Below are 23,012 nucleotides of genomic sequence, written 5' to 3'. Positions count from 1 at the left end.
GTAGTGACCCATGCACCGACGTGCCGCCGCCCTCGCGGTGCCCCTGACCGTCATCGCTTTGACGGTCTCAAGCTGCGGAAACATCCCCGAGGAGTGGCGCACTCCCGCCTTCATGCGGATGGACGGTGACCAGCTCGACTCCCGGCTGCCCACCGTCACCGGTGACGTCGGCGAGGCGCCCGAGGTCGCCTTCCCCGACATCGAGCCCCCCGAGGAGGAGCTCTCCGGTGTCGTGGACGAGGGCCCCAGCGAGGAGGAGCTGGTCCGCGCCGACGACCTCGTCATCGCCAACGTCGCCCAGTTCCAGTGGACGGGCCCCGGCGAGGGCGAGCCGGTCGAGGGCCAGTCCAGCTACGAGACCGGGGCCCCGGACCTCATCCGTATGACCGACATGCCCGAGCAGATCAGCTCGGTCCTGGTCAACCAGGCCGTCGGCAGCCGCGCGGTGTACGTCTTCCCGCCGCTGACCGAGGAGGAGCAGGCCCAGGCCGAGTCCATGGGCCAGCCGCCCCAGGTGGGCGCCAGCGTCCTGGTCGTCGACATCCTGGACCGCTTCGGCATGGGCTCGGTGGTGCCCGGCGAGCAGACCACCGACGGCGGCGACGGCCTGCCCACCGTGACCCAGGAGGGCCACAGCGAGCCCACGATCGAGATCCCCGAGGGCGACGCGCCCGAGGAGCTGGAGGTCGTCCCGCTGATCGAGGGGACGGGCGACGAGGTCGAGGAGGGCCAGCAGGTCATCGTCCAGTACACCGGTGTGCGCTGGGAGGCCGACGAGAACGGCGACCACCCCGTGTTCGACTCCACCTGGACCCGCGGCGGCGCCCCCTTCGACACCACCATCGGCGCGGGCTCGGTGATCAAGGGCTGGGACGAGGGCATCGTCGGCCAGAAGACCGGCAGCCGCCTGCTCCTGGTCGTGCCCGGCGACATGGCCTACGGCGAGACAGAGGAGGAGGCGATGGGCGCCCCGGCGGGCACCCTCGTCTTCGTGGTGGACGTCCTGGGCGCCTTCGACAACCCGCCGCCGGCCGAGCCCGAGGAGGGCGCCTCCGAGGGAGCCGAGGACGGCGGTGAGGAGGCCCCCGCGGACGAGGAGTCCCCCGAGGGCGAGGCGACCGAGTAGCGCACCCCCGCATCCCGCGAGCACAGGGGCCTCCCGGCGACCGCCGGGAGGCCCCCGCGCTTTCCCCGCGGGCCGCACCGGACACGCAGAGCGACGGCGGCCTCCGGCGGCTCCGCCGCTGTGCTGCGTAGAGTCGTGCCAAGGTGGACCGAGCGGAGGGGGAGTCCGTGGAGGACCGGCTGCGCTACTGCTACGTGTCGGGGCTGAGCCTGGGGGTCCCCGCCCTGGAGGAACTGTGCGCCCAGGGACGCCCGCCGTCCCTGGTGGTCTCCTACCCCGCCGAACTCGCCCACCGCTCCGGCTACGTCGACTACGAGGCGGTCACCCGACGCCACGACCTGGAGCACCTGCGCGCCTCCGACCTGGGCTCGGACGAGGTCCGCGACGCGCTCGCCGTCCGCGGCGTCGCCCTGCTGGTCGTCGCCGGGTGGTCCAGCCCCGTGCCCGAACGCCTGCTGGCGGCCCTGCCGCGGGGCGGGGTCGGCCTGCACCCGGCTCCGCTGCCGGTCGGCCGGGGCCGCGCCCCCATCCCGTGGACGATCCTGCGCGACATGCGGGCCAGCGCCGTCACCCTGCTGCACCTGGACGGGGGCGGCGACACCGGCGACATCATCGACCAGGCGTGGTTCGACGTCGAGCCCGACATCACCGCCACCGGCCTGTACGACCGGGTGGCCCGCCGCCAGGCCGAGATGCTCGCGGCCCGCATCGACGACCTGCTGGCGGGCACCGCGCCACGGCGGCCCCAGCGCGGGCACGCGTCGGTGTGGCCGCGCCGCAGGCCCAGCGACGGGCGCATCGACTTCACCGCCTCGGGCCGCGACGTGGACCGCCTGGTGCGGGCCCTGGCCGACCCCTACCCGGGCGCCTTCGCGATGTTCGGCGGCAGCCGCATCACCCTGTGCCCGGGGATGCTGGACGAGGGGGTCCGGGGCGGCGCCCCGGGCGAGGTGGTGTCGGCGGGACCGGGCCGCGTGTGGGGTGTGACCTGCGGGGACGGGGCGGTGTTCGTGCCCGCGGCGATCCGCGTGGACGAGGGGGTCCGCGCCGACCCGACGTCACTGGCCATGTTCCGGCCCGGGGCGTTCTTCGACGAGCCCTCGCCGCACTCGCTCACCCCGGCCCGGCCGGTCCCGGTGCCCGGCCAGGCGCCCGGCCCCGACGGCCCCGTGAAGGAGGTGCCGGGGGCGAGGGCCGTCCGCTGAGGGTCAGATGAGGGCGGCGCAGTGGCGGCCGGCGGCGGCCGCGCTCAGGAACGCCGCCCGGTCCTCCTCCAGGCCCCGGCCCATGGTGGAGGGCTTCACCGGCAGCGCCAGCAGCGCCTCCTCCAGGCCCTCCACACCCACGTCCACCAGCGTGTGCCGGGCGCCCAGCGGCGCCGCCTGGGCGCGCACCCGTTCCCCGAACACCCCCGGCAGCAGCGGCACCACCACGTCGGCGCGGGCCAGCGCCACCCGCCCGTAGGCCGTCAGGCTGTGGTGGGACACCCCCCGGTGCCGGGGGCGGGGGTCGGCCTCGCTGACCCGCAGCGCCGCCACCGGGTGCCCGTCCAGCACCGCCGCCGCGTTGACCGCCTCGCCGCAGGACACCCCCGAGAACCCCCAGGGGGTCCCGGTTCCCAGGTTGCCCGGGCCCTGGCAGACCACCGCCGCGTCCGCGCCCAGCACGTGCCGGGCGGCCAGCAGCCCGGAGTGGACCGTCACCGCCTCCAGGTCGCCGCCGAACGCCTGCCCGGTGGTCACGCACCCCGCCAGCAGCCCCTCCTCGCGCAGCACCCCGAGGGTCCGGGAGAACGCGGCGGGCAGCGCACCGCCGTCGGTCATGACGTTGACCACCCGCGCCCCGGGCCGCTCGTGCAGCACCCCGGCCAGCACCGCGGGCAGCGACGAGTGCAGGTCGGCGACCACCACGGGCATGCCCGCCAGCCCGGCCGCGTCGCGCAGCGTCGCGTGGTGCGGGGAGTCCTGCTCGTCGGCGCCCTCCACCAATGCCTGGAGCGGGGTGTACCGCGCCTTGACCAGGTGCCCGGGCCCCTCCCGGTCGGGCGGCAGCCGGTCGGGCAGGGCCACCACCATCGCGTACCCGCCGGTGCCCAGCCCCAGGTCCAGGGCCCCGGTGTTGAGCAGCACGGTGTCGCCGGGGCGGGGGTCGCCCACCAGACCGGTGTAGGCGATCGCCCGGCACTGCGCCTCCCCGCCCGCGCCGTCCTCGACGGCGGCCAGGCACACCCGCACCCCGGGCCAGGACGGGAGGAGTTCACGGACTTCACCACGGCGCCACCGGATCATGCAAGGCACGGTACCTTCGTTGCTGAGTCGGTACGGGGACGACGCGCCCCGGGGCCGACGGCATTCCACACGCGGGCGAGAAGAGGGTGCAGGCGATGTCGCGCAGGAAGACGGAACGGCAGTTGAACCTGGTCATCTGCCTGTTGTCCACGCGCCGCCACCTGACGGCCCAGGAGATCCGCCGTACGGTGTACGGCTACGCCGAGGCCGACAGCGAGCAGGCGTTCAAGCGCATGTTCGAGCGGGACAAGCGGGAGCTGCGCGACAGCGGCATCCCCATCCAGGTGGGCACCGGCGACGCGATCAGCGGCGAGGAGGGCTACCGCATCTCCCGGGCCGACTACGAGCTGCCCGAGATCGAGCTGCTGCCCGACGAGGCCGTGGTGCTGGGCCTGGCCGCCCGCGCCTGGCGGCACGCCTCCCTGGGCGAGGCCGCGGCCAACGCCCTGTTCAAGCTGCGCTCGGCCGGGGTGCCGGTGGACACCGAGGCCGCCCCGGGGCTGACCCCCGCCATGCGCACCGACGAGCCCGCGTTCGGGCCGGTCTGGCAGGCGGTGCGCGACCGGCGGCCGATCGCCTTCGACTACCGCAAACCCGGCCAGTCCGAGCCCGAGCGGCGCGAGGTCGAGCCCTGGGGCATCGTCAACCTGCGCGGACACTGGTACGTGGTGGGCCACGACCGGCTGCGCGACGCCCGCCGCGTGTTCCGCCTGGGCCGCATCCGCGGCGAGGTGGAGGTCCTGCGCGGCGGCCCCGACGTGGTCGTGCCCGAGGGCGTCGACCTGCGGTCGGTGGCGGCCGGGCACCGGGCCGAGCCGGAGGCGACCGCCACCGTGCGCGTGCGCGCCGACACCGCCCACGCCCTGCGCCGCGGGGCGCTGCGCGTGGTCCCGGGCGGGCGCGAGGGCGCCGACGGCGGCTGGGACGTCCTCACCGTCCCCTACACCGACGTCCCCGACCTGGTCGAGCACGTGGCCTCCTACGGCGCCAACGCCGTCATCGTCGAACCCGCCGAGGCCCGTGCCGCCGTGGTCGAGCACCTGTCGGCGACGGCCGACGCCGGGGTCCCCGACCCCGACCCGGCCCCGGCCGCCGAGGCGGCCCCCGGCGGCGGCCCGGCGCGCGGGCCGCGCTCGGCCGACCAGCTGCGCCGCCTGCTGATGCTCGTGCCCTACGCCCTGGGCCGCGACGTGCGGGTGCCGGAGGTGGCGGAGCACTTCGGCCTCACCGAGAAGCAGGTGGTCGCCGACCTGAGCCTGCTGTGGATGTGCGGCCTGCCCGGGTACACCCCCGGCGACCTCATCGACGTGGACCTGGACGCGGCCAGGGAGACCGGCGAGATCATCATCGGCAACGCCGACACGCTGGCCCAGCCGCTGCGGCTGACCGCCGACGAGGCGGCCAGCCTGGTCGTGGGCCTGTCGCTGCTGGAGGCGCTGCCCGAGGCCGAGGGCCTGGAGTCGGGCGCCCTCAAGCGGGTCTCGGAGAAGCTGCGCACCGCCGCGGGCACCGCCCTGGGCTCCCTGGCCGACTCGGTGCAGGTCCGCCTGGAGGACTCCGACGACGAGCAGGTCGAGCAGACGCGGCGGCGCTGCGCCGAGGCCCTGGAGTCGGGCCAGCGCCTGCACCTGCGCTACCTGTCCGGGTACCTGGACCAGGTCACCGAGCGCGACGTGGACCCCATGGGCCTGGTCGTCCAGGACGGCCACACCTTCCTGGAGGGGTACTGCCGGCTGCGCGAGGACGTGCGCCTGTTCCGCCTGGACCGGGTGCTGGCCCTCACCGTGCTGCCCTACCCGGCCGAGGTGCCCGAGGGGGTGGGCCGCCGCGACCTGTCCGGCGGGCTGCTCCAGCTCTCCGACCGCGACGCGCTGGTCACCCTGGACCTGGAGTCCTCGGCCCGGTGGGTCACCGAGGACTACGTGTGCGAGTCGACGGCGGAGCTGCCGGGGGGCGGGGTCCGCGCCTCGCTGCGCACCCCCGCGCCCGCCTGGGTGGTGCGGCTGGCCCTGCGGCTCGGCCCGCGGGGGCGGATCACGGCGCCGCCGGCGCTGGCCGAGCAGGCGCGGGCCGAGGCGCGCCGGACGCTGGAGCTCTACCGGGCGCCCTGAAACCCGCGGACGGTCGGCCGAGACCGATTCGTCGCACGAGTGAGCCTCGGTTGTTCATCCGGGGGCAGGGTGTAGGTCGGGGTGGAAGGGATAAGGTACAAGCGTGATCGTCCTGACTGTCCTGTTCGGCGCGTTTGCGGTGGGAGGCGTCCTCATCGGCGTCCTCGCGCTGCGTGTGCGCCGGGCGGCGGACGCGCTGGCCCGACAGGTGGCGCGGGCGTCGGGCGAGCACCGGACCGAGGGGGCGCAGGCGCTCCCCCTCCGCCGTGGCGGGGACGGGTGACGACCCCGTGTCCGGTGCGCGTACCATCGAAGGCGCCTGGTCGCGCCGCGAAAGGAAGTGAGAAGGATGGGTATCGGGGCACGTGAGATCCTGATCCTCCTGGTCATCGCACTGCTGCTGTTCGGAGCCAAGAAGCTCCCGGACCTGGCCCGCTCCCTGGGCCGCAGCGCCCGCATCCTCAAGGCCGAGAGCAAGGGCCTGGTGGAGAACGAGGACGACCAGAACCAGCAGGCCCAGCAGCAGCCGCAGGCCCAGCAGCCGCAGCAGCAGGCCGCGCCCCAGGCGCAGCCGCAGCAGCCGCAGACCTCCTACCCGCAGCTGCCGCCCGGCCAGCGCATCGTCAACGAGGCCGGCGAGCCCCAGCCCTACAACAACCAGCAGTAACGGCAGGCTCGCGCGGTCCCGGTGGGCCGTGGCGGCGGGCGCGGCGCCCAGGGGCGCGCCGTGCCCGGGCAGGCGGCCGCACCACGGGTGCGCGGCCCCGAGGGAGAGAAGAGTGACCACAGGATGAGGGCCCGACGCCGGGCGGCCAACCCGGATGCCCGGATGCCGCTCATGGAGCACCTGCGCGAACTGCGCGGCCGCGTGGTGAAGGCGGTGATCGCGCTCGCGCTGGGATGCGTGGTCGGCTACTTCGCCTACGACTACGTGTGGGAGTTCCTCAAAGCCCCCTACTGCTCGCTGCCGGAGTCGAAGGTCGCCGCGCAGGACGGCTGCTCCCTCATCGTCACCGGCCCCTTCGACGCGTTCTTCGTCGCGTTCAAGGTGTGGCTGTTCGTCGGCGCGATCGTCTCGGCTCCCTTCTGGCTGTACCAGGTGTGGGCCTTCGTCGCCCCCGCGCTGCACACCCGGGAGAAGCGCTACGCCTACATCTTCGCCCCGCTGGCCGCGGTGCTGTTCGTCGCGGGTGCCGCGCTGGCCTACTACGTCACGGCCTACGCGCTGACGGTGCTGTTCAGCTTCCTGCCCGACGACGCCGAGCCCTTCCTGACCATCGGCGAGTACCTGAGCTACATGCTCATCATGATGACCATGTTCGGCCTGGGCTTCGTGCTGCCGCTGCTGGTCGCCCTGCTCAACATCATCGGCGTCCTGCCGCACGCCGCCATCGCCAAGTGGCGCCGGGTCATCATTTTCGGCTCGTTCGTCCTGGCCGCCGTGGTCACCCCCGCCGAGCCCATCTCGATGCTGGCCCTGGCGGTACCGCTGGTGGTCCTGTTCGAGGCCGCCGAGCTCTTCGCGTTCTTCAACGACCGCCGCAAGAAGCGCCACGACCCCTACGGCGACCTGTCCGACGACGAGATCTCCGAACTGGACGACACCCCCTCCTCCCTGGACGATCCGGACCTGGAGGAGGAAGCGGGCAAGCGCTCCTGAGCACCTCCCGTACGCGCTAGGGTCGGCGTCGGGGGCCGTCGGGCCCCCGGCGCCGACCCCTTTCCCCCTCCCCGGACGGCGTCCCCGGCAGTGTGAAGAGGACATCCGATGAGCGAGCAGACACAGACCGGGCGGGAGCTCCCGCCCGAGGCCATGGGCAACGAGAAGTGGCACGACACCACCGACGCGGTGTGGATGCGCTCCTCCCTCTCCAACCCCGACTCGGAGGCGATCGTGGAGGTCGCCACCTTCGACGACGGCTTCCGCGCGGTGCGCGACGGCAAGTCGCCCGGGAAGGGCACCCTGTTCTTCACCCCCGCGGAGTGGGAGGCGTTCGTCCTGGGGGCCCGCGACGGCGAGTTCGACATCCCCGAGGAGTACCTCACCGAGGAGGAGGCCAGGATCCAGCGCGGCGAGGTGGACGTCGAGGTCGGATGGGTCCCCTCCCCGCTGAACAGCCCCAAGGCGATGGAGGAGTACCATCGCCGTCAGCGCGAGGAGGCCGACGCGGCCGCGCGGGGGACCGACGCCCCCTGAGCGGTCCGCGCACACCCGGGCGCGAGGGTGTGCGGCGTCCCCGCGCCGTCCGTACACCCTCCCCGCCCCCGGGTAGCGAAGGACCCCCATGCAGTCCCCTCACATCGCCCTGCTGGTCAACCCCAAGTCGGGACGGCGCCGCGCCGCCGTCACCGCGGTCCGCCTCAAGGAGGCGCTGCGGGAGGCCGGGGCGCGCGTCCACGTCTACAGCGGCGGTTCGGCCGCCGACAGCCGCCGCCTGGCCCGCCTCGCCGCCGCCGACGCACCGCACGCCCTGGTCGCCGTGGGCGGCGACGGGCTGGTCCACCAGGCCCTCCAGGGCGTGGTCGGCACCGGGGTGCCCCTGGCCGTGGTGCCCGCCGGCACCGGCAACGACATCGCCCGCGCCTTCGGCCGCCCGCGCGGGTCGGTCCGCGACGTGGCCGCCGCCATCCTGCGCGGGCGCACCCGCTCGGTGGACTGCGTGCGGGTCGAGCTGGCCGACGGGACCCGCCGCCACTTCCTCAGCGTGCTGGCGTGCGGGTTCGACGCCCGCGTCAACGAGCGCGTCAACGGGTTCCGGTTCAGGATCGGCCGGGCCGGGTACCTCGCGGGCGTCGTCGCCGAACTCGGCTCCTTCAAGCCCGTCCGCTACGAGATCGACGTGGACGGCCGGGTCATCGACGAGCCCGGCATGCTCGTCGCCGTGGGCAACACCACCTCCTACGGCGGGGGTATGAAGGTGTGCGCCGCCGCCGAGCCCGACGACGGCCTCATCGACGTGGTCTTCGGCCGCGAGACGCCGCTGGCCCGGTTCCTGCTGCTGTTCCCCCTGGTCTTCACCGGCGGCCACCTCGACCGGCCCGAGATCGTCTCCGAACGCGGGCGCACCGTCACCATCCGCGCCGAGGGCGTGCCGGTCTACGCCGACGGGGAACGCCTGGGCGGGGCGCCCCTGGTGTGCGAGGTGGTGCCGAAGTCGGTCGAGATGTTGGAGCTGACCTCATAGGCTGGAGGCCATATGAGTAGTCACGCTGAGCGGTACGCCGCCTTCCGTCGGCGCCAGGGCGCCTCCAGCCCCGCCATCGAGGCGTTCCAGGGGCTGTACGGGTTCGAGTTCGACCCGTTCCAGGTCCGGGCCTGCAAGGCCCTGGAGAACGGCCACGGGGTGCTGGTGGCCGCGCCCACCGGCTCGGGCAAGACGGTGGTCGGCGAGTTCGCCGTCCACCAGGCCCTGGCCGAGGGCACCAAGTGCTTCTACACCACGCCCATCAAGGCGCTGTCCAACCAGAAGTTCAACGACCTGGTCGCGCGCTACGGCGCCGACCGGGTCGGGCTGCTGACCGGTGACAACAGCGTCAACGGCGACGCCCCGGTGGTCGTGATGACCACCGAGGTGCTGCGCAACATGCTCTACGAGGGCTCGGCCACCCTCGGCGGCCTGGCGTACGTGGTGATGGACGAGGTCCACTACCTCGCCGACCGGTTCCGCGGCGCGGTCTGGGAGGAGGTGATCATCCACCTGCCCGAGTCGGTGCGCATGGTCGCCCTCTCCGCCACCGTGTCCAACGCCGAGGAGTTCGGCGAGTGGCTGCAGCAGGTGCGCGGCGACACCACGGTCATCGTGGACGAGAAGCGCCCCGTCCCGCTGTGGCAGCACGTCATGGTGGGCGACCGCATCCACGACCTGTTCGTGGACCTGGAGGCGGAGGAGGGGACCGGCGGGGACGGCGAGGACTCCGAGGCCGGCGACCGGGACCGCGGCAGGAACCGCAAGGGCGGCAAGAAGCGCAGGCGCGAGCGCGGCTGGCAGCCCCGCGAGATCCGCGTGGGCGGGCAGACGCTGCGGATCAACCCGCGGCTGTCGCGCATCGCCGAGGAGGACTCCCGGCTGACCCAGCTGGCCCACCGCAGGCGGCACCCGCAGGCGCGCTCGCGCGGGACCGTGCGCCCGCGCAGCCGGTTCGCGCCGCCCTCGCGCCCGGCGATCGTCGAGGAGCTCGACGACCTCGGGCTGCTGCCGGCCATCACGTTCATCTTCAGCCGGGCCGGGTGCGACGACGCCGTCCGCCAGTGCCTGTCCGCGGGGCTGGTCCTGACCACCCCCGAGGAGGCCGAGGTCATCCGCGAGTACGCGGAGACCCGCTGCGCCGACATCCCCGGCGCCGACCTGGCGGTCCTGGGGTTCGACCAGTGGCTGCGCGCCCTGGAGTGCGGGATCGCCGCCCACCACGCGGGGATGCTGCCGACGTTCAAGGAGATCGTCGAGCACCTGTTCTCGCGTGGACTCATCCGCGCCGTGTTCGCCACCGAGACCCTGGCGCTGGGCATCAACATGCCCGCCCGCACCGTGGTCATCGAGAAGATCGACAAGTGGAACGGCGAGGCCCACGTCCAGCTCACCCCCGGCGAGTACACGCAGCTCACCGGGCGCGCCGGGCGGCGCGGCATCGACGTGGAGGGGCACGCGGTCGTCGTCTGGCAGGCGGGCAGCGACCCCGAGACCATCGCCGGGCTGGCGGGCACCCGCACCTACCCGCTCAACTCCAGCTTCCAGCCCTCCTACAACATGGCCGTCAACCTCGTCGGCCAGGTGGGGCGGCGGCGCAGCCGCACGATGCTGGAGGAGTCCTTCGCCCAGTTCCAGGCCGACCGGGCGGTGGTGGGCCTGGTCAAGCAGCTGCGCAAGCACGAGGAGGCGCTGGAGGGGTACGCCGCGTCCGCGGAGTGCCACCTGGGCGACTTCATGGAGTACGCCCGGCTGCGGCGGGAGCTGAGCGACCGCGAGGCGATGCTGTCCAAGAACCGGTCGGCGCGGCGGCGGGAGGAGGCGCTGGAGAGCCTGGAGCGGCTCCGCCCCGGCGACATCATCCGCATCCCCGCGGGCCGCCACACCGGGCACGCCGTCGTGCTGGACCCGGGGCTGCGCCACGACCTGCCCGCGCCGCTGGTGCTCACCGTGGACAAGCAGGTCAAGCGGATCAACGCGGCGGACTTCCCGGTCCCGGTGCACGCGTCGGGGCGGATGCGCATCCCCAAGTCGTTCTCGGCCAAGTCGCCGCGGTCGCGCCAGGACCTGGCCTCCACCCTGCGCAACAAGCTCAAGGAGCAGGGCACCGACCCCGTCTACGAGCGGGGCCCGCGCAACGCGGGGGAGGACTCCGAGGTGCTCCGGCTGCGCGCCGCGCTGCGCGAGCACCCCTGCCACGGCTGCGCCGAGCGCGAGGACCACGCCCGCTGGGCGGAGCGCTACCACCGGCTCCAGCGCGAGACCGAGTCCCTGCGCCGCCGGGTGGAGGGCCGCTCCCACGTCATCGCCCGCACCTTCGACCGCGTGTGCGGGGTGCTGGAGGACCTGGGGTACCTGGACGGCGACGACGTCTCCGACGACGGGTCGCGCCTGGCCAAGGTGTACTCGGAGCTGGACCTGCTGGTCGCCGAGTGCCTGCGCCGGGGGCTGTGGAAGGACCTCTCCCCGGTGGAGCTGGCCGCCTGCGCGGCGTCCCTGGTGTACGAGGCGCGCCGCAACGACGAGGCGTACCCGCGCCTGCCCGGCGGCCGGGTGGACGACACCCTGGCCGAGATGGTGCGCCTGTGGGGCGAGCTGAACGAGGTGGAGGCCCGCCACCGGGTGAGCTTCCTGCGCCGCCCCGACCTGGGGTTCGTGTGGACGGCCCACCGGTGGGCGCGCGGCGACCGGCTGGACGCGATCCTGCGCCAGTCCGACATGACCGCGGGCGACTTCGTACGCACCGCCAAGATGCTGGTGGACATGCTCGGCCAGATCGCCGGGGCCACCGGCGACCAGAGCGTGCGCTCCACCGCCCGCAAGGCCTCCGACCTGGTCCGCCGCGGGGTGGTCGCCTACTCCTCGCTCACCTAGGAGCGCTCCCCCCGGCCCCGCTCCACCGCCCGGCGGCCGGGGGGATCTCGCCGGAGCCGCGGACGACCAGGGCGGTGGGCACACGCTCCTCTCGGGGCGGGGAGGTGTCGCCCGCGATGCGCTCGAACAGGCGGCGCACCGCGAGCGCCCCGATGCCCGCCACGTCCTGGGCGACCACCGTCACCCGGGGCATCAGCAGGTCGGCCATGGGGAAGTCGTCGAACCCCACCACCGCCACCTCGCCGTGCAGGCCGCGGGCCTGGAGGGTTCGGATGGCGCCGATCGTCACCAGGTTCTGGGCGGTGAACAGGGCCGTGGGCGGGTCGTCGGAGTCCAGCATCGCCGCCACCGCCTCCGCGGCGCTCCGCGGGTCGGACAGGTCCCACACCGCGCGGCCGGGCCGTTCGGGCAGGCCGCGCTCGGCCAGTGCCGCCCGGTACCCGGCCAGCCGCTCGACCGCGGTGCTGATCCGGTGCCCGTCGCCCAGGAACGCGATCTCGGTGTGCCCGTGGTCGGCCAGGTGCAGCACGGCCCGCCGCGCCCCCTCGGCGTTGGCGGACAGCACCGCGTCGGCGGCCAGGCCGCGCGGGGGGCGGTCGGCGAACACCACCGGCGTCCCGTTGCGGATCTCCCGGTGCAGGTAGCCGTGGTCCGGGCCGGCCGGGACCAGCAGGATGCCGTCCACCCGGTGCAGGGTGGCCGCCCGCACCAGCTCCCTCTCGCGCTGCGGGTCCTCGTCCAGGCTGCCCGCCAGGACCAGCGTCCCGTGTTCGCGGGCCGCGTCCTCCACGGCCCGGCTCAGCGTGGCCGAGAACGGGTTGGCGACGTCCTCCAGCAGCAGGGCGATCTGGCGGGTGGCCCCGTCGGTGCGGCGCAGGCTGCTGGCCGCCAGGTTGGGCTGGAAGTCCAGCCGGGCGATGGCGCGGGTGACGCGGTCGCGCAGTTCCTCGGAGACCGAGGGCACGCCGTTGATGACACGCGAGACGGTCTTGATGCTCACCCCGGACAGGGCGGCGACGTCGCGCATGGTGGCCCTGCGCACCGGTTCGGAGGCGGCCCCGGGGCCGCCGCTGTGGTTCACCGACACCCGCATCTTCTTCTCTTCGACGACAGGACCGCCCCGGGTCCCGGACGGAGCCCGGGGCGGTCCCATTGTTCACCATCGCCTGTTCACCGTCGTCCCGCGCCGGCGTCCGCGCCCGTCCGGGGAGCGGGGCGGCGGGGGCGGAACATCCGTCCCGAAAGGGGTGTTGGGCGCGATGGGCACCCCGTGGTCGAAAGCGGTCACGGCGGAGTCCATCATGGAGGGGCACGGGACTCCGCGAGGAGCCTGTAGTCCGCAAGACACCTGAAACGAGGACCGAGCAGTGCTGCGCACCCTCATCAACGGCAAGATCCACCGCGCCACCGTCACCCAGGCCGACCTGCACTACGTCGGCTCGGTGACCATCGACGCCGACCTGATGGACGCCGCCGACATCGTCGACGGCGAGCAGGTCCACATCGTCGACATCGACAACGGCGCCCGGCTCGTCACCTACGCGATCACCGGCGAGCGCGGCACCGGCGTCATCGGGATCAACGGCGCGGCCGCCCGCCTGGTCAGCCCCGGCGACCTGGTCATCATCATCTCCTACGCGCAGCTGACCGAGGCCGAGCGCGCCGGGCACGTGCCCCACATCGTGCACGTGGACCGGGACAACCGGGTGGTCGCCCTGGGCGCCGACCCGGCCGAGCCGGTCCCCGGCGACCCGGAGCTCGTCCCCGGCCGCTGAACGCCCCCCGCCGGCGCCCGCGGGCCGGGCGCCGGCCGGGGTGCCGCGGGCCCCGGGGGAGGGGCGCGGGGGGTGGCGCCGACGTGTGTCCCGACGTGTCCGAAAAGGGCCGAAAACCCCTGACGTATGGCCGGTTCCGGACTGGTCGGCGGGCCCGGCGCCGGGTACATCCCGGGGCGGAATGGACGACACGCGGGACGCCGAGCAGCGTCGGATCGCCGAGCACATCCAGTGGCAGAAGCAGGGTGCCTGGGTCGTGTTCTGGGGCGTCCACACCCGCCGTTATTGGGCGTTCGCCTGCTGGCCGGTGATCCCGGCGCAGGGGGTGGTGGTCAGCGCGGTCGACCCGGGCGACCTCTACTCCGCGATGCGCGAGGTCGAGCGCGAACACGACTACCTGGGCTGGCGCCACCGCCGCCGCTGAGGGGTCCGGAACGGTGGGCCATATGACATGGCGGACGATATGAACGCGGCGTTACGATTCCCCCGTTGATCGGACGAATCGGAAGTAGGTCGCGTGTCCACGCATATCGTTCCCGGCGCCCTGCCGGAGGAGACGCGCCTTCGCCTCCAGCGCCGCACCGTCGCGGCGCTGATGCTCACCCAGGTGGTCGGCGGCGTCGGCATGGGGGCGATGATCGCCGTGGGCGCGCTCATCGCCCTGGACCTCACCGGCTCCGACACCTGGTCGGGCATGGCCACCACCATGATCACCCTGGGCGCCGCCGTGTTCGCGCTGCCGCTGGCCTCGCTGGCGGCCCGCCGCGGCCGCCGCCCCGGGCTGGGGCTGGGCTGGGCGATGGGAGCGGTCGGCGGCCTCGTCGTCATCGCCGCCGCGGTCGCCGAGCTGTTCCCGCTGTTCCTGCTGGGCATGGTCCTGGTCGGGGCCGGGACCGCCACCAACCTCCAGGCCCGGCACGCCGCCGTCGACCTGGCCTCGGACCGCAGCCGCGGACGCGACCTGTCCGTCGTGGTGTGGGCGACCACCGTCGGCTCGGTACTGGGCCCCAACCTCACCGCCCCCGGTGCCCGGGTCGCCGCCGTGCTCGGCCTGCCCGATCTGCTGGGCCCGGTGGTGTTCACCACCACCGGGTTCGTCCTGGGCGCCCTGCTCACCTTCGCGCTGCTGCGCCCCGACCCGCTGCTCACCGCCGCCCGCGCGGCCGCCTCGGCCGACCCCGCGGCGAAGGCCCCGGGCCGGCTGCCGGTGGGTGAGGTCATGAGGATCGTCGCGGCCTCCCCGGGCGCGCTGCTGGCCGTGGTCGGCATCGTCTGCGCCCACACGGTGATGGTCGCGGTCATGACCATGACCCCCGTCCACATGTCCCACCACGGCGCCGCCCTGACCGTGATCGGCCTGACCATCTCCCTGCACATCGCGGGCATGTACGCCTTCTCCCCGCTGGTGGGCTGGCTCAGCGACCGGCTGGGCCGGATCCCGGTGCTGCTGGCCGGGCAGGCGGTGCTGCTGGCGGCGACGGCGGTCTCGGGCACCGCCGGGCACGACGAGGCCAGGGTGACCGCGGGCCTGTTCCTGCTGGGGCTGGGCTGGTCGCTCAGCCTGGTGTCGGGCACGGCGCTGCTGGCCGGATCGCTGGAGGTGGGCGTGCGCCCCCGCGCCCAGGGGGTCAGCGACCTGCTGATGAACCTGGGCGGTGCCGCCGCGGGCGGCCTGTCCGGCGTGGTCCTGTCCCAGACGGGCTTCGGCGGCCTCAACCTGTTCGCCGCCCTGTTCACCGTCCCGGTGTTCGTGCTGGCGCTGCGGGCGGCGCGCGCCGGGCGCTGAAAAACTTCCGGACCTTTACCGGAAACGCCCCGACTTCTTCCTCGGCCCCCGGACCGGCGCGGTTACCGTGCAGGTCTGGGGCGCCCACCGCCCTCGGTGGGCCGACGCCACTGGAGGGGTGTTCTCACGTGACCGATCGGGATCCCGAGGAAGGGCCGCAGGAGCGACCGCAGGAGAGGCCGGGCGACCCGGTGAACCACCACCCTCCGGAGGAGTGGCGCCCCGGGGACCCCGAGGACCCGATGGAGGGCGGCCCGCAGCCGCCCGGCGAGCCCCCGCACGTCTTCCCCGGCCGGTCGCACGGGGGGCACCCGGGGCCGCCGGAGGAGGGCGGCCACCTGCCGCCCCCGCCCGGGCCGAACTGGACGCCGCCGCCCCTGGGCGACCAGGGGCCCGGCCCCGGCCCCGGGTCCCCTCCGCCTCCGCCACCGCCGCCCGGCGGCTACCCGCCGGGCGACCACCCCACGGGCGGGCCGCCCGAGCCGGTGGGCGGAGAGCTGTCGGAGGGACCCAGCGGTCCCGCCCAGGCCGGATACGAGCACGCCGGATACGCCCCCGGCTACGGGGAGGCGGACGTGTCCGGGGCGGGCGCGGGCAGCTACCCGGAGCCGCCGTACCGGGGGGAGTCCGCGCCCGGCCCCGGCTACGGGGAGCAGGGGCCGCCGTCCGGTCCCTACGGGGCCGGGTACGGCGCCGCGTACGGGCCCGGAGGGTACGGCGGGCACGGCGCGCAGCAGGCGTACGGCCCGCCGCAGGAGAAGCAGACCCCCTGGGGCAAGATCCTCGGCATCGGCTGCGGTGTGCTGCTGCTCCTGCTGCTGGTCGGCGGCGGCTGCACCGCCATCGGCCTGGTCCTGGCGCAGAGCGGGACGCCCGGTGTGGGGGCGCCCGAGACGGAGGACTCCGGGTCGCCGTCGGAGGAGGGTACCAGCGGCGCGGAGGTGACGGCCGGGCGCACCGAGTTCGAGCCCGGGCCGCTGTACTCGTCGGGCGACTTCACCAGCGTCGACGTGTCCGTGCGCAACGACGGCCAGGAGCCGCTGGACGTCAACCCGCTGTACTTCAGCGTCATCGACGTCTCCGGGACGCTGCACAGCACCTCCGAGGGGATCGGGATGGACGAGCGCGAGCTGGACGCGAGCACCCTCGTCCCGGGGCAGAGCACGTCCGGGGTGATCACCGTCCAGGGGCTGGTGGAGGCCGACCGCGTCGTGTTCGAGCCGTTCTACGGCGAGCCGATCGAGGCCCCGGTCCTGTAGCCCCGGGCGGGGCGCGGTCCCGCGTCCCGCCACGGCGCGCCCCGGCCGGCGGCGCCCGCGCGGAGGGCTCCGCGGACCCGTCCCGGGCGGCCCGCCTCCGGCCCTCCCGGGCCCGCGGGCGCGCGGCCGGGTCCTCCCGGCGCGCCGCTGCTAGGCTGGCCGGCATGGCAGGCGCATCGAGTTCGGCCGCTTGTGCGGCAGTGACGAGGACGTCCCGCTAGCGGCGGGACGTTCGACGTACGACGACACACCACCACCTGGAACGTCCAGCCGCTTCGTGACCGGTCCGGAGCGGCGCTTTGTGCTGCTCGAAACGCTTCAGAGCGACGGAGCACTCGATGCTTTCAGGCATTCCCTCTTCCCACGGGCGGAGCCCGTCCCCCCTGCGCGCCCGGCTCGTGCTGTGCGCGATGGCCATGCTGCAGTTCCTCATCGCGGTCGACGTGACCGTGGTCAACATCGCCCTGCCCTCGATCGGCGCGGACCTCGGCGTCGGGGGCCACTCGCTGACCTGGGTGGTGGTCGGCTACACGGTCACCGGCGGCGGGCTGCTGATGCTCGGCGGCCGTCTCGGCGACCTGTTGGGCCGCCGCCGCACGCTGCTGTCAGGCGTGGCCCTGTTCGGCGCGGCGTCCCTGCTGGCCGGGCTGGCCCCCTCGTTCCCGGTCCTGGTGGCCGCGCGCCTCGCCCAGGGGGCCGGCGAGGCCGTGGCGCTGCCCGCCGCGATGGCCACCATCGTGCTGATGTTCCCCGAGGGTCCGCGCCGCTCGCGGGCCCTGGGCGTGTGGGCCGCGGTCGCCAGCTGCGGGCTGGTGCTCGGGTTCGCCCTCTCCGGGATCATCACCGCCCACCTGGGCTGGCGCTGGATCTTCCTGCTCTCGGTGCCCCTGATCCTGGCCGTGCTCGCGGCCGCGCTCGTGTTCGTCCCGGCCGACCGCCCCGCCTCCCGGGAGCGGGCCCGGCTTGACCTGCCCGGCGCGCTCCTGCTGACCGCGTGCCCGCTGCTGTTCGCCTACGCGGTGGTCGGGGCCGGCGAGCCCGGTGCGAACCCGTGGGCGAGCGCCGCGGCGCTGGCCGGCGCGGTGCTGGCCGCCGCCGGGTTCGTGCTGGTCGAATCGCGGTCGCCGGACCCGCTGGTGCCCCCGGCCCTCCTCGCCAACGGTTCCCGCGTGCGGGCGAACCTGACGACGGTGCTGCTCAGCGGCGCGCTGTCGACCTCGTTCCTGCTGTTCACGTTCTACCTGCAGGACCGGCTGGGGATCGGCCCGCTGGGAGCCGGGCTCACGATGCTGCCGCTGGCCGTGGCGCTGATCGCGGCCTCGGTCCTCGTGCCCCGGCTGCTGGGCCGCTGGGGGGCGCGCGTGTGCGTGCTGGCGGGCCTCGGGGCCGCGGCGGCCGCCATGGCGGCGATCGCCCTCGTGGCGGTCCTGGGCGCCGGGGCGGCCTGGCTGCTGCCGGCGATGCTGCTGATCGCCGCGGGGATGGGCTTCGGGCTCGTGGGGCTGCAGTACATCGCGGTCGGCGGGACCACCGAGGAGGACGCCGGGATCGCCTCCGGCGTCCAGCGGGCGGCCGACCAGCTCGGCGGGGCCGCCGGCGTGGCCGTCTACGTGGGCGTCGGGTTCGCCCCCGCCGTGCACGGCCAGGACCCGTTCCTGGTCGCGGCGGCCCTCGCGGTCGCCGGGCTGGCCGTCGGCGCCGTGGTCGTCGGCCGCTCCCCGGTCGCGGGGGAGCCGCGGCCGCAGGCCGGCTAGGGGTCGTGCCGCGGTGCCGTGCCGGCCGACGGCGCGGCACCGCGGCGCCCCGACCGCCCGGGGGCGGGGTCAGGGGGCCAGCGCGGGGTCGCGCAGCCACTCCGCCAGGGAGTCCTGCCGTTCCCTGTCGCACTTGAGCGGACAGGTGGTGCAGTACCCGTGCTCGGGGTCGCCCTTGTAGTCGAAGCAGCAGGTGCCGCGCACCGCCCAGGTGCCCTGCGGGTGCCCGGGGGCGAAGGGGAACAGGCGCGGGCGCTTGCGGGTGACCGCGCCGGCCGCCACCACGGCGTCGGCCAGGCGCTCGGCCAGGTCCCAGGCCTGCTCGGCGTCCCGGGCCAGGTAGCGGGCCGGGTTGAGCATGTAGAAGTGCAGGGTGTCGAGCACCCAGCCCCACAGGGTGCGCTTGCCCGCCCGCGAATGCCCGTGCAGGGCGTCGATGAGCGGCTCGAAGGTCGCGAACAGGGCCTCGGCGGCCAGGCGGACCTGCTCGTCGGCGTCGCGGGCCGTCACGGCGCCGGACGCCCCGGCGGCCGGGTCGCCGGGCAGGACCGCGAAGCGCGTGTCCACCGAGACCGGGGTGCCGAACCGGGCGTCGGCGGTGTCCCAGGGCAGGTACAGGCCGTCGGGGTCGAGCAGGGGGGCGCGGCCGGTCAGGTACAGCGACGCCGACACCATGAAGATCGGCTCGCGCAGGGTGACCCTCAGGAAGTTGGTGGCGGCGGGGAGCCGGTGCCCGGGCCCGTGCTCGGTGCGCAGCTTGTCGAACAGGACCGGCACCCAGCCCTCGGCCGCCAGGGCGCGGGCCGAGTACCACTGCACGGTGCCGGCCGGGCGCCCGTGCAGTTCTCCGAAGGAGAGCAGCTCGGGGAGCGGCGAGAAGCGCAGGGGCGCGCAGGCGTCGCGGAGGGCCTCGATCGGATCGGAGGTCACCGGAGTCACCGTGGGGAACCTGCCCTTCGTCGCAGCGGAGCCGTCGTGTCCGGGGGTCGCGGTCGCAGGCCACCGGGGGACGGATAGAACGTCTGCGCCTCGTTAAGTGAGGCTACCCTAACGATCGGGGTCTCCGCAATGATCGCCGGGGTGACCGGAATCCTTCCCGTACGGGGGGAGGGGCAGGTCGCGGCCGTTCCAAGGTTCCGTTCGGGTTCGTCGTGCGGCGCCGGGAACGGGGTGCGCCGGGGCCGCGGGCGCACCCCCGCGGGTCAGGCGGCGGCCGGGCGGCGGCGCCGGCGCGGCCTGCGGTACTTGATCCACCACTCGACGAAGAGCAGCGGCACGAGCCAGGACAGGAAGCTGGACGCGGGGGCGATGGCCATCCCGAGCTCGCGCGGGTCGCCGGCCAGGGCCTCGGGGCTCGCCTGGAGGACGGCGATCGGTATCAGCAGGAAGATGATCACCCGGTTGAAGGCGATGCCGTAGATGAGGGCGAAGCTGCGCAGCATCCATTCGCGGTGGTCGGCGAACCTGCGGCGGCGGGCCATCACATAGCCCAGGACGGTGAAGCCCAGCCACAGCACCGCCCAGATCGTGTTGCTGATCTGGGTGCTGGTGCCGCTGCCGCTGAACGGCGAGATGAGCAGCGCCGGGATCCCCACCAGCGGGATCCCCGCCAGGACGTAGACCCGCCCGCTCCAGCGGTGCACCGCCGGGTACTTCGCGCGCAGCCACGGCCACACCTGGAGGATCACCAGCAGGGTCAGCAGGGTGCCGCCGAAGATGTGGGTCACCAGCATCGGGAAGTACCAGGAGGGCGTCTCCGGGATGGGCAGGCGGGCGTCGGCCGGGTCCAGGGAGAAGTAGGGCGGCACCGAGTAGAGCAGGAACGTGAGGCTGAACAGGGCCAGCGGCAGGATCCACGGCCGCTGCCACCAGCGGACGGGGGCCGGGGCCGGGCGGGCCGGCGGGGCGGCGGTGTCGGTCGGGGCGGGGGGTGCCATGGTCGGTTCTCCTTCGCGGATGCGGTGTTCACGAGTCTGGTCCGGGGCGGGGGAGGGCACGAGGGTGCGCCCACCCGGCCGCGGGTGGTGGGCGGCCGCCGCCGCGCGGGAGCCGCCCACCCGGTGGGGGAGTGGTGCGCGCACCACCCTCAGCGGCTCAGCGCCCGGAAGCGGCGCAGGGACAGCGGGACGCACAGGACGAGCAGGGCCGCGGGGATCGCCACGGCCAGGAGCCCGGCGTGGTCGGCGGGCCAGGAGTCGGAGGGCACGTCCGCGTTGCCGAACAGTTCGCGCAGGGCGGAGACGACCGCCGACAGGGGGTTCCACTCGGCGATCGGCGCCATCCAGGAGGGCATCGCGTCGGCGGGCAGGAACGCGGTCGAGAGCATGGTGAGCGGGAACGCCAGCGGGTAGACGATCATGCTCGACGCGTCGGGGTCGGGCATCACCAGGCCCATGAGGACCCCCAGCCAGACCAGGGACAGGCGGAAGAACAGCAGCAGCCCGATCGCCAGCGCGGCGTCGGCCGGGCCGTTCTCGGCCCGCCAGCCCAGCAGCAGGCCCACCGGGAGCAGCAGGGCCACCTCCAGGCAGGCGCGCACCATGTCGGCGGCGGTGCGGGCGGTCAGCAGCGACACCGGGGACATGGGCATGGACCGGAAGCGGCCCATCACCTCGCGGGAGACGTCGCGGGCGGTGCCGGTGGCGCTCCCGGCCACGCCGTAGACCATCACCATCGCCAGCATCGCCGGGACGAGGAACTCGCGGTAGCTCCCGGCCCCGTGCCCGGACATGACCTCGTCGAAGAGGAAGCCGAACAGCAGGACCATCACGACGGGCATGACGACGGCGATGCCCGGCTCGAAGGGGCTGCGCACCATGTGCAGGAGGTTGCGCCGGGTCAGGACCAGGGTGTCGGACAGGACCTTGCCGGGGCGGGCGGCGGCGGGCCGGGCCGGGGCGGCGCCGGGAGGGGTGTCGAGGACGGCGGTCATCGCGGATCACTCCAGAGGGGTCTCAGGCCGGAAGGGGGCGGGCGGTGCCGGCGCCGGTAGCGGCGTCGGTGTCGTGGCCGGTCAGGGCCAGGAACACCTCGTCGAGGCTCGGCCTGCGCACGCCGATGTCGGCGATGGCCGCGGTCGAGTCCTCCAGGGCGCGCACGGCCCCGGTCAGGACGGCCAGGCGGTCGGGGGCGGGCAGGCTGACGCGCTGCTCCTCGCGGTGCACGGTCGCCGGGGCGTCCAGCGCGGCCCCCAGCAGGGCCGCGACGGTGGACAGGTCGGCGGGGTCGCGCACGACCACGTCGAGGCGGTCGCCGCCCACACGGGAGCGCAGGGCGTCGGGCGTGCCCCCGGCGATGGCGCGCCCGTGGTCGATGACGGCGACGGTGTCGGCGAGCCGGTCGGCCTCCTCCAGGTACTGCGTGGTGAGCACGACGGTGGTCCCGGTCGAGACCAGGGACCGCACCGACTCCCACACGCCCAGGCGGCTGCGCGGGTCCAGGCCGGTGGTGGGCTCGTCCAGGAAGAGCACCCGCGGGCGCTGGATGAGGCTGACGGCCAGGTCGAGGCGGCGGCGCATGCCGCCGGAGTAGCCGTCCGACCGCCGGTCGGCGGCGTGTGTGAGGTCGAAGCGCTCCAGCAGCTCCTCGGCTCGTTCGCGGGCGGCGCGCGGGTCCAGGCCGTACAGGCGGGCGAACATCACGAGGTTCTCCCGGCCGGTGAGCAGTTCGTCGACGGAGGCGTACTGGCCGGTCAGGCCGATGGCGGCGCGCACCCGGTCGGCCCGGCGGACGACGTCGTGCCCGGCGACCTCGGCGCGCCCGGCGTCGGGGCGCAGCAGGGTGGCGAGCACCCGGACGGCGGTGGTCTTGCCCGCCCCGTTGGGGCCCAGCAGGCCGAAGACGGTGCCGGCGGGGACCTCCAGGTCGAGCCCGTCCAGGGCGCGGGTCTCCCCGTAGTCCTTGCGCAGTCCCTCGGCCCGGACGGCGGGGGGTTCGGCGGACATCCGTGTACCTCCTAAACTGTTTATGTGACACACTTATTGGTGTAAGTAATACACAGTTCTAGGATGGTGTCAACGACGACCCCGACGACTGGTGGCCCATGACGACCGAGGACGAGCGCAAGAGCCGGATGGCGCGGGATGTGGAACTGCTCTGGGGGCTGGACACGGCGCCCGCCCGGCGCGGTCCCAAGCCCCGCCTCAGCCGGGAGGCGGTGGTCCGCGCGGCGGTCGCCGTCGCCGACGCCGAGGGCATCGAGGCGGTCTCGATGCAGCGGGTGGCCAAGGAGCTCGGCTACACCACGATGTCCCTGTACCGGCACGTGGACAGCAAGGAGGACATGCTCGTCCTCATGCTCGACGCCGCCATGGACGGCGAGCCCCCCGGCCCCCGCGAGGACGGCGACTGGCGCGCCGGCCTGGAGGAGTGGTGCCACCGCGCCATCGACATGTCGCGCGCCCATCCCTGGTCGGTGTACGTCGGCATCTCCGGGCCTCCCAGCGGGCCCAACGGCCTGCGCTGGATGGAGTCGGGCCTGCGGGAGCTGGTCGCCTCGGGCCTGGACATCGGCGAGGCGCTCCAGATGCTGGTGCTGCTCTCGGCCGTCACCCGGGAGACCGCGCGCCTGGAGGCGGACATGTCGCGCGCCGCCCGCGCCGCGGGGGGCACCATGGTGGACAGCGAACGCGACTACAGCCTCGGGCTGCGCAGGGTCGTGACCGCCGAGCGGTTCCCCACCGTCGCCCGCATGCTCGAGGAGCACATCCTCGAAGAGGAGGCCGGGGAGGACGACGAGCGCTCCGGCGGCCCGGCGGAGGAACTCGACTTCGGCATCCGCCGCATCCTGGACGGGATCGAGGTGTACGTGCGGGCCAAGCGGGCGGGCGGGACGTGACGGGGGCGGTGCCGCGC

Annotated in this window: 21 protein-coding genes; 15 read left to right on the top strand and 6 right to left on the bottom strand. The window is 74.5% G+C overall.

All coding sequences use genetic code 11. The annotated features are described in order from the left end of the window. Positions 1-10 precede the first annotated feature (10 nt). Positions 11-1,126 (top strand): FKBP-type peptidyl-prolyl cis-trans isomerase, encoded by a 1,116-nt coding sequence (locus KGD84_RS21100; protein WP_220562115.1) that lies wholly within the window; start codon positions 11-13, stop codon positions 1,124-1,126. Positions 1,127-1,269: 143 nt separating this feature from the next. Further along, positions 1,270-2,331 carry a methionyl-tRNA formyltransferase gene (locus KGD84_RS21095; protein WP_370634552.1) on the top strand — a complete coding sequence of 354 codons (1,062 nt, stop codon included), beginning with the start codon at positions 1,270-1,272 and terminating at the stop codon, positions 2,329-2,331. A 3-nt stretch (positions 2,332-2,334) separates the two neighbouring features. Here KGD84_RS21095 and KGD84_RS21090 read toward each other — a convergent pair whose 3' ends face one another. Continuing rightward, positions 2,335-3,414: a DUF3866 family protein gene (locus KGD84_RS21090; RefSeq protein ID WP_220562114.1), complete on the bottom strand. Its 1,080-nt coding sequence runs from the start codon at positions 3,412-3,414 to the stop codon at positions 2,335-2,337. 95 nt (positions 3,415-3,509) lie between these two features. On the opposite strand from KGD84_RS21090, the gene KGD84_RS21085 reads away from it, so the two are divergent. The 7 genes from KGD84_RS21085 to KGD84_RS21055 all read left to right on the top strand — a co-directional run bounded on the left by KGD84_RS21085 (position 3,510) and on the right by KGD84_RS21055 (position 11,584). Next, positions 3,510-5,525 carry a helix-turn-helix transcriptional regulator gene (locus tag KGD84_RS21085; protein WP_220562113.1) on the top strand — a complete coding sequence of 672 codons (2,016 nt, stop codon included), beginning with the start codon at positions 3,510-3,512 and terminating at the stop codon, positions 5,523-5,525. A gap of 103 nt (positions 5,526-5,628) precedes the next feature. Next, positions 5,629-5,808 carry a hypothetical protein gene (locus tag KGD84_RS21080; protein WP_220562112.1) on the top strand — a complete coding sequence of 60 codons (180 nt, stop codon included), beginning with the start codon at positions 5,629-5,631 and terminating at the stop codon, positions 5,806-5,808. Between the two features lie 66 nt (positions 5,809-5,874). Beyond that, on the top strand, positions 5,875-6,192 hold the full coding sequence (gene tatA / locus KGD84_RS21075; RefSeq protein ID WP_220562111.1) for a Sec-independent protein translocase subunit TatA: 318 nt from the start codon (positions 5,875-5,877) through the stop codon (positions 6,190-6,192). Positions 6,193-6,354: 162 nt separating this feature from the next. Beyond that, positions 6,355-7,185, top strand: a complete 831-nt coding sequence (tatC, locus tag KGD84_RS21070) for a twin-arginine translocase subunit TatC (protein ID WP_220565890.1) — start codon at positions 6,355-6,357, stop codon at positions 7,183-7,185. Between the two features lie 108 nt (positions 7,186-7,293). Further along, entirely contained in the window at positions 7,294-7,722 is a 429-nt protein-coding gene (locus KGD84_RS21065) for a DUF397 domain-containing protein (protein ID WP_220562110.1), read from the top strand. An 88-nt stretch (positions 7,723-7,810) separates the two neighbouring features. After that, complete coding sequence (locus KGD84_RS21060; RefSeq protein ID WP_220562109.1) at positions 7,811-8,710, top strand: diacylglycerol/lipid kinase family protein; 900 nt, start codon at positions 7,811-7,813, stop codon at positions 8,708-8,710. 12 nt (positions 8,711-8,722) lie between these two features. Beyond that, complete coding sequence (locus KGD84_RS21055; RefSeq protein ID WP_220562108.1) at positions 8,723-11,584, top strand: DEAD/DEAH box helicase; 2,862 nt, start codon at positions 8,723-8,725, stop codon at positions 11,582-11,584. Here KGD84_RS21055 and KGD84_RS21050 read toward each other — a convergent pair. After that, positions 11,577-12,671, bottom strand: coding sequence for a LacI family DNA-binding transcriptional regulator (locus KGD84_RS21050; protein ID WP_370634551.1), 1,095 nt, complete (start codon positions 12,669-12,671; stop codon positions 11,577-11,579). The two genes, KGD84_RS21055 and KGD84_RS21050, sit on opposite strands and share 8 nt — an antisense overlap. Before the next feature lie 280 nt (positions 12,672-12,951). Between KGD84_RS21050 and panD the strand changes: the two genes are divergently transcribed. The 5 genes from panD (at position 12,952) to KGD84_RS21025 (ending at position 18,158) form a co-directional block, all read left to right on the top strand. Continuing rightward, positions 12,952-13,359, top strand: coding sequence for an aspartate 1-decarboxylase (gene panD, locus KGD84_RS21045; RefSeq protein ID WP_220562106.1), 408 nt, complete (start codon positions 12,952-12,954; stop codon positions 13,357-13,359). A gap of 181 nt (positions 13,360-13,540) precedes the next feature. Then, a complete protein-coding gene (locus KGD84_RS21040) occupies positions 13,541-13,783 on the top strand; it encodes a hypothetical protein (RefSeq protein ID WP_220562105.1) in 243 nt (80 codons plus the stop codon). 93 nt (positions 13,784-13,876) lie between these two features. Further along, entirely contained in the window at positions 13,877-15,145 is a 1,269-nt protein-coding gene (locus tag KGD84_RS21035) for an MFS transporter (protein ID WP_220562104.1), read from the top strand. A 128-nt stretch (positions 15,146-15,273) separates the two neighbouring features. After that, positions 15,274-16,404: a DUF4352 domain-containing protein gene (locus KGD84_RS21030; RefSeq protein ID WP_338151182.1), complete on the top strand. Its 1,131-nt coding sequence runs from the start codon at positions 15,274-15,276 to the stop codon at positions 16,402-16,404. Between the two features lie 338 nt (positions 16,405-16,742). After that, entirely contained in the window at positions 16,743-18,158 is a 1,416-nt protein-coding gene (locus KGD84_RS21025; protein ID WP_255646719.1) for an MFS transporter, read from the top strand. 69 nt (positions 18,159-18,227) lie between these two features. Here KGD84_RS21025 and KGD84_RS21020 read toward each other — a convergent pair whose 3' ends face one another. The 4 genes from KGD84_RS21020 to KGD84_RS21005 all read right to left on the bottom strand — a co-directional run bounded on the left by KGD84_RS21020 (position 18,228) and on the right by KGD84_RS21005 (position 22,102). Next, positions 18,228-19,088 (bottom strand): ferric iron reductase, encoded by an 861-nt coding sequence (locus KGD84_RS21020; protein WP_220562103.1) that lies wholly within the window; start codon positions 19,086-19,088, stop codon positions 18,228-18,230. Between the two features lie 272 nt (positions 19,089-19,360). Continuing rightward, complete coding sequence (locus KGD84_RS21015) at positions 19,361-20,095, bottom strand: DUF2306 domain-containing protein (RefSeq protein ID WP_220562102.1); 735 nt, start codon at positions 20,093-20,095, stop codon at positions 19,361-19,363. A 149-nt stretch (positions 20,096-20,244) separates the two neighbouring features. After that, positions 20,245-21,090, bottom strand: a complete 846-nt coding sequence (locus KGD84_RS21010; RefSeq protein WP_220562101.1) for an ABC transporter permease — start codon at positions 21,088-21,090, stop codon at positions 20,245-20,247. Positions 21,091-21,112: 22 nt separating this feature from the next. Beyond that, positions 21,113-22,102, bottom strand: coding sequence for an ATP-binding cassette domain-containing protein (locus tag KGD84_RS21005; RefSeq protein ID WP_220562100.1), 990 nt, complete (start codon positions 22,100-22,102; stop codon positions 21,113-21,115). A gap of 98 nt (positions 22,103-22,200) precedes the next feature. On the opposite strand from KGD84_RS21005, the gene KGD84_RS21000 reads away from it, so the two are divergent. Continuing rightward, positions 22,201-22,995 carry a TetR/AcrR family transcriptional regulator gene (locus KGD84_RS21000; protein ID WP_255646718.1) on the top strand — a complete coding sequence of 265 codons (795 nt, stop codon included), beginning with the start codon at positions 22,201-22,203 and terminating at the stop codon, positions 22,993-22,995. The last annotated feature ends 17 nt before the right edge of the window (positions 22,996-23,012 follow it).

Origin of the sequence: Nocardiopsis changdeensis, from assembly GCF_018316655.1 — a bacterium.
Lineage (GTDB): Bacteria > Actinomycetota > Actinomycetes > Streptosporangiales > Streptosporangiaceae > Nocardiopsis > Nocardiopsis changdeensis.
Note: the sequence above shows the minus strand (reverse complement) of the source record. Positions and strands in the feature narration are given on the sequence as shown.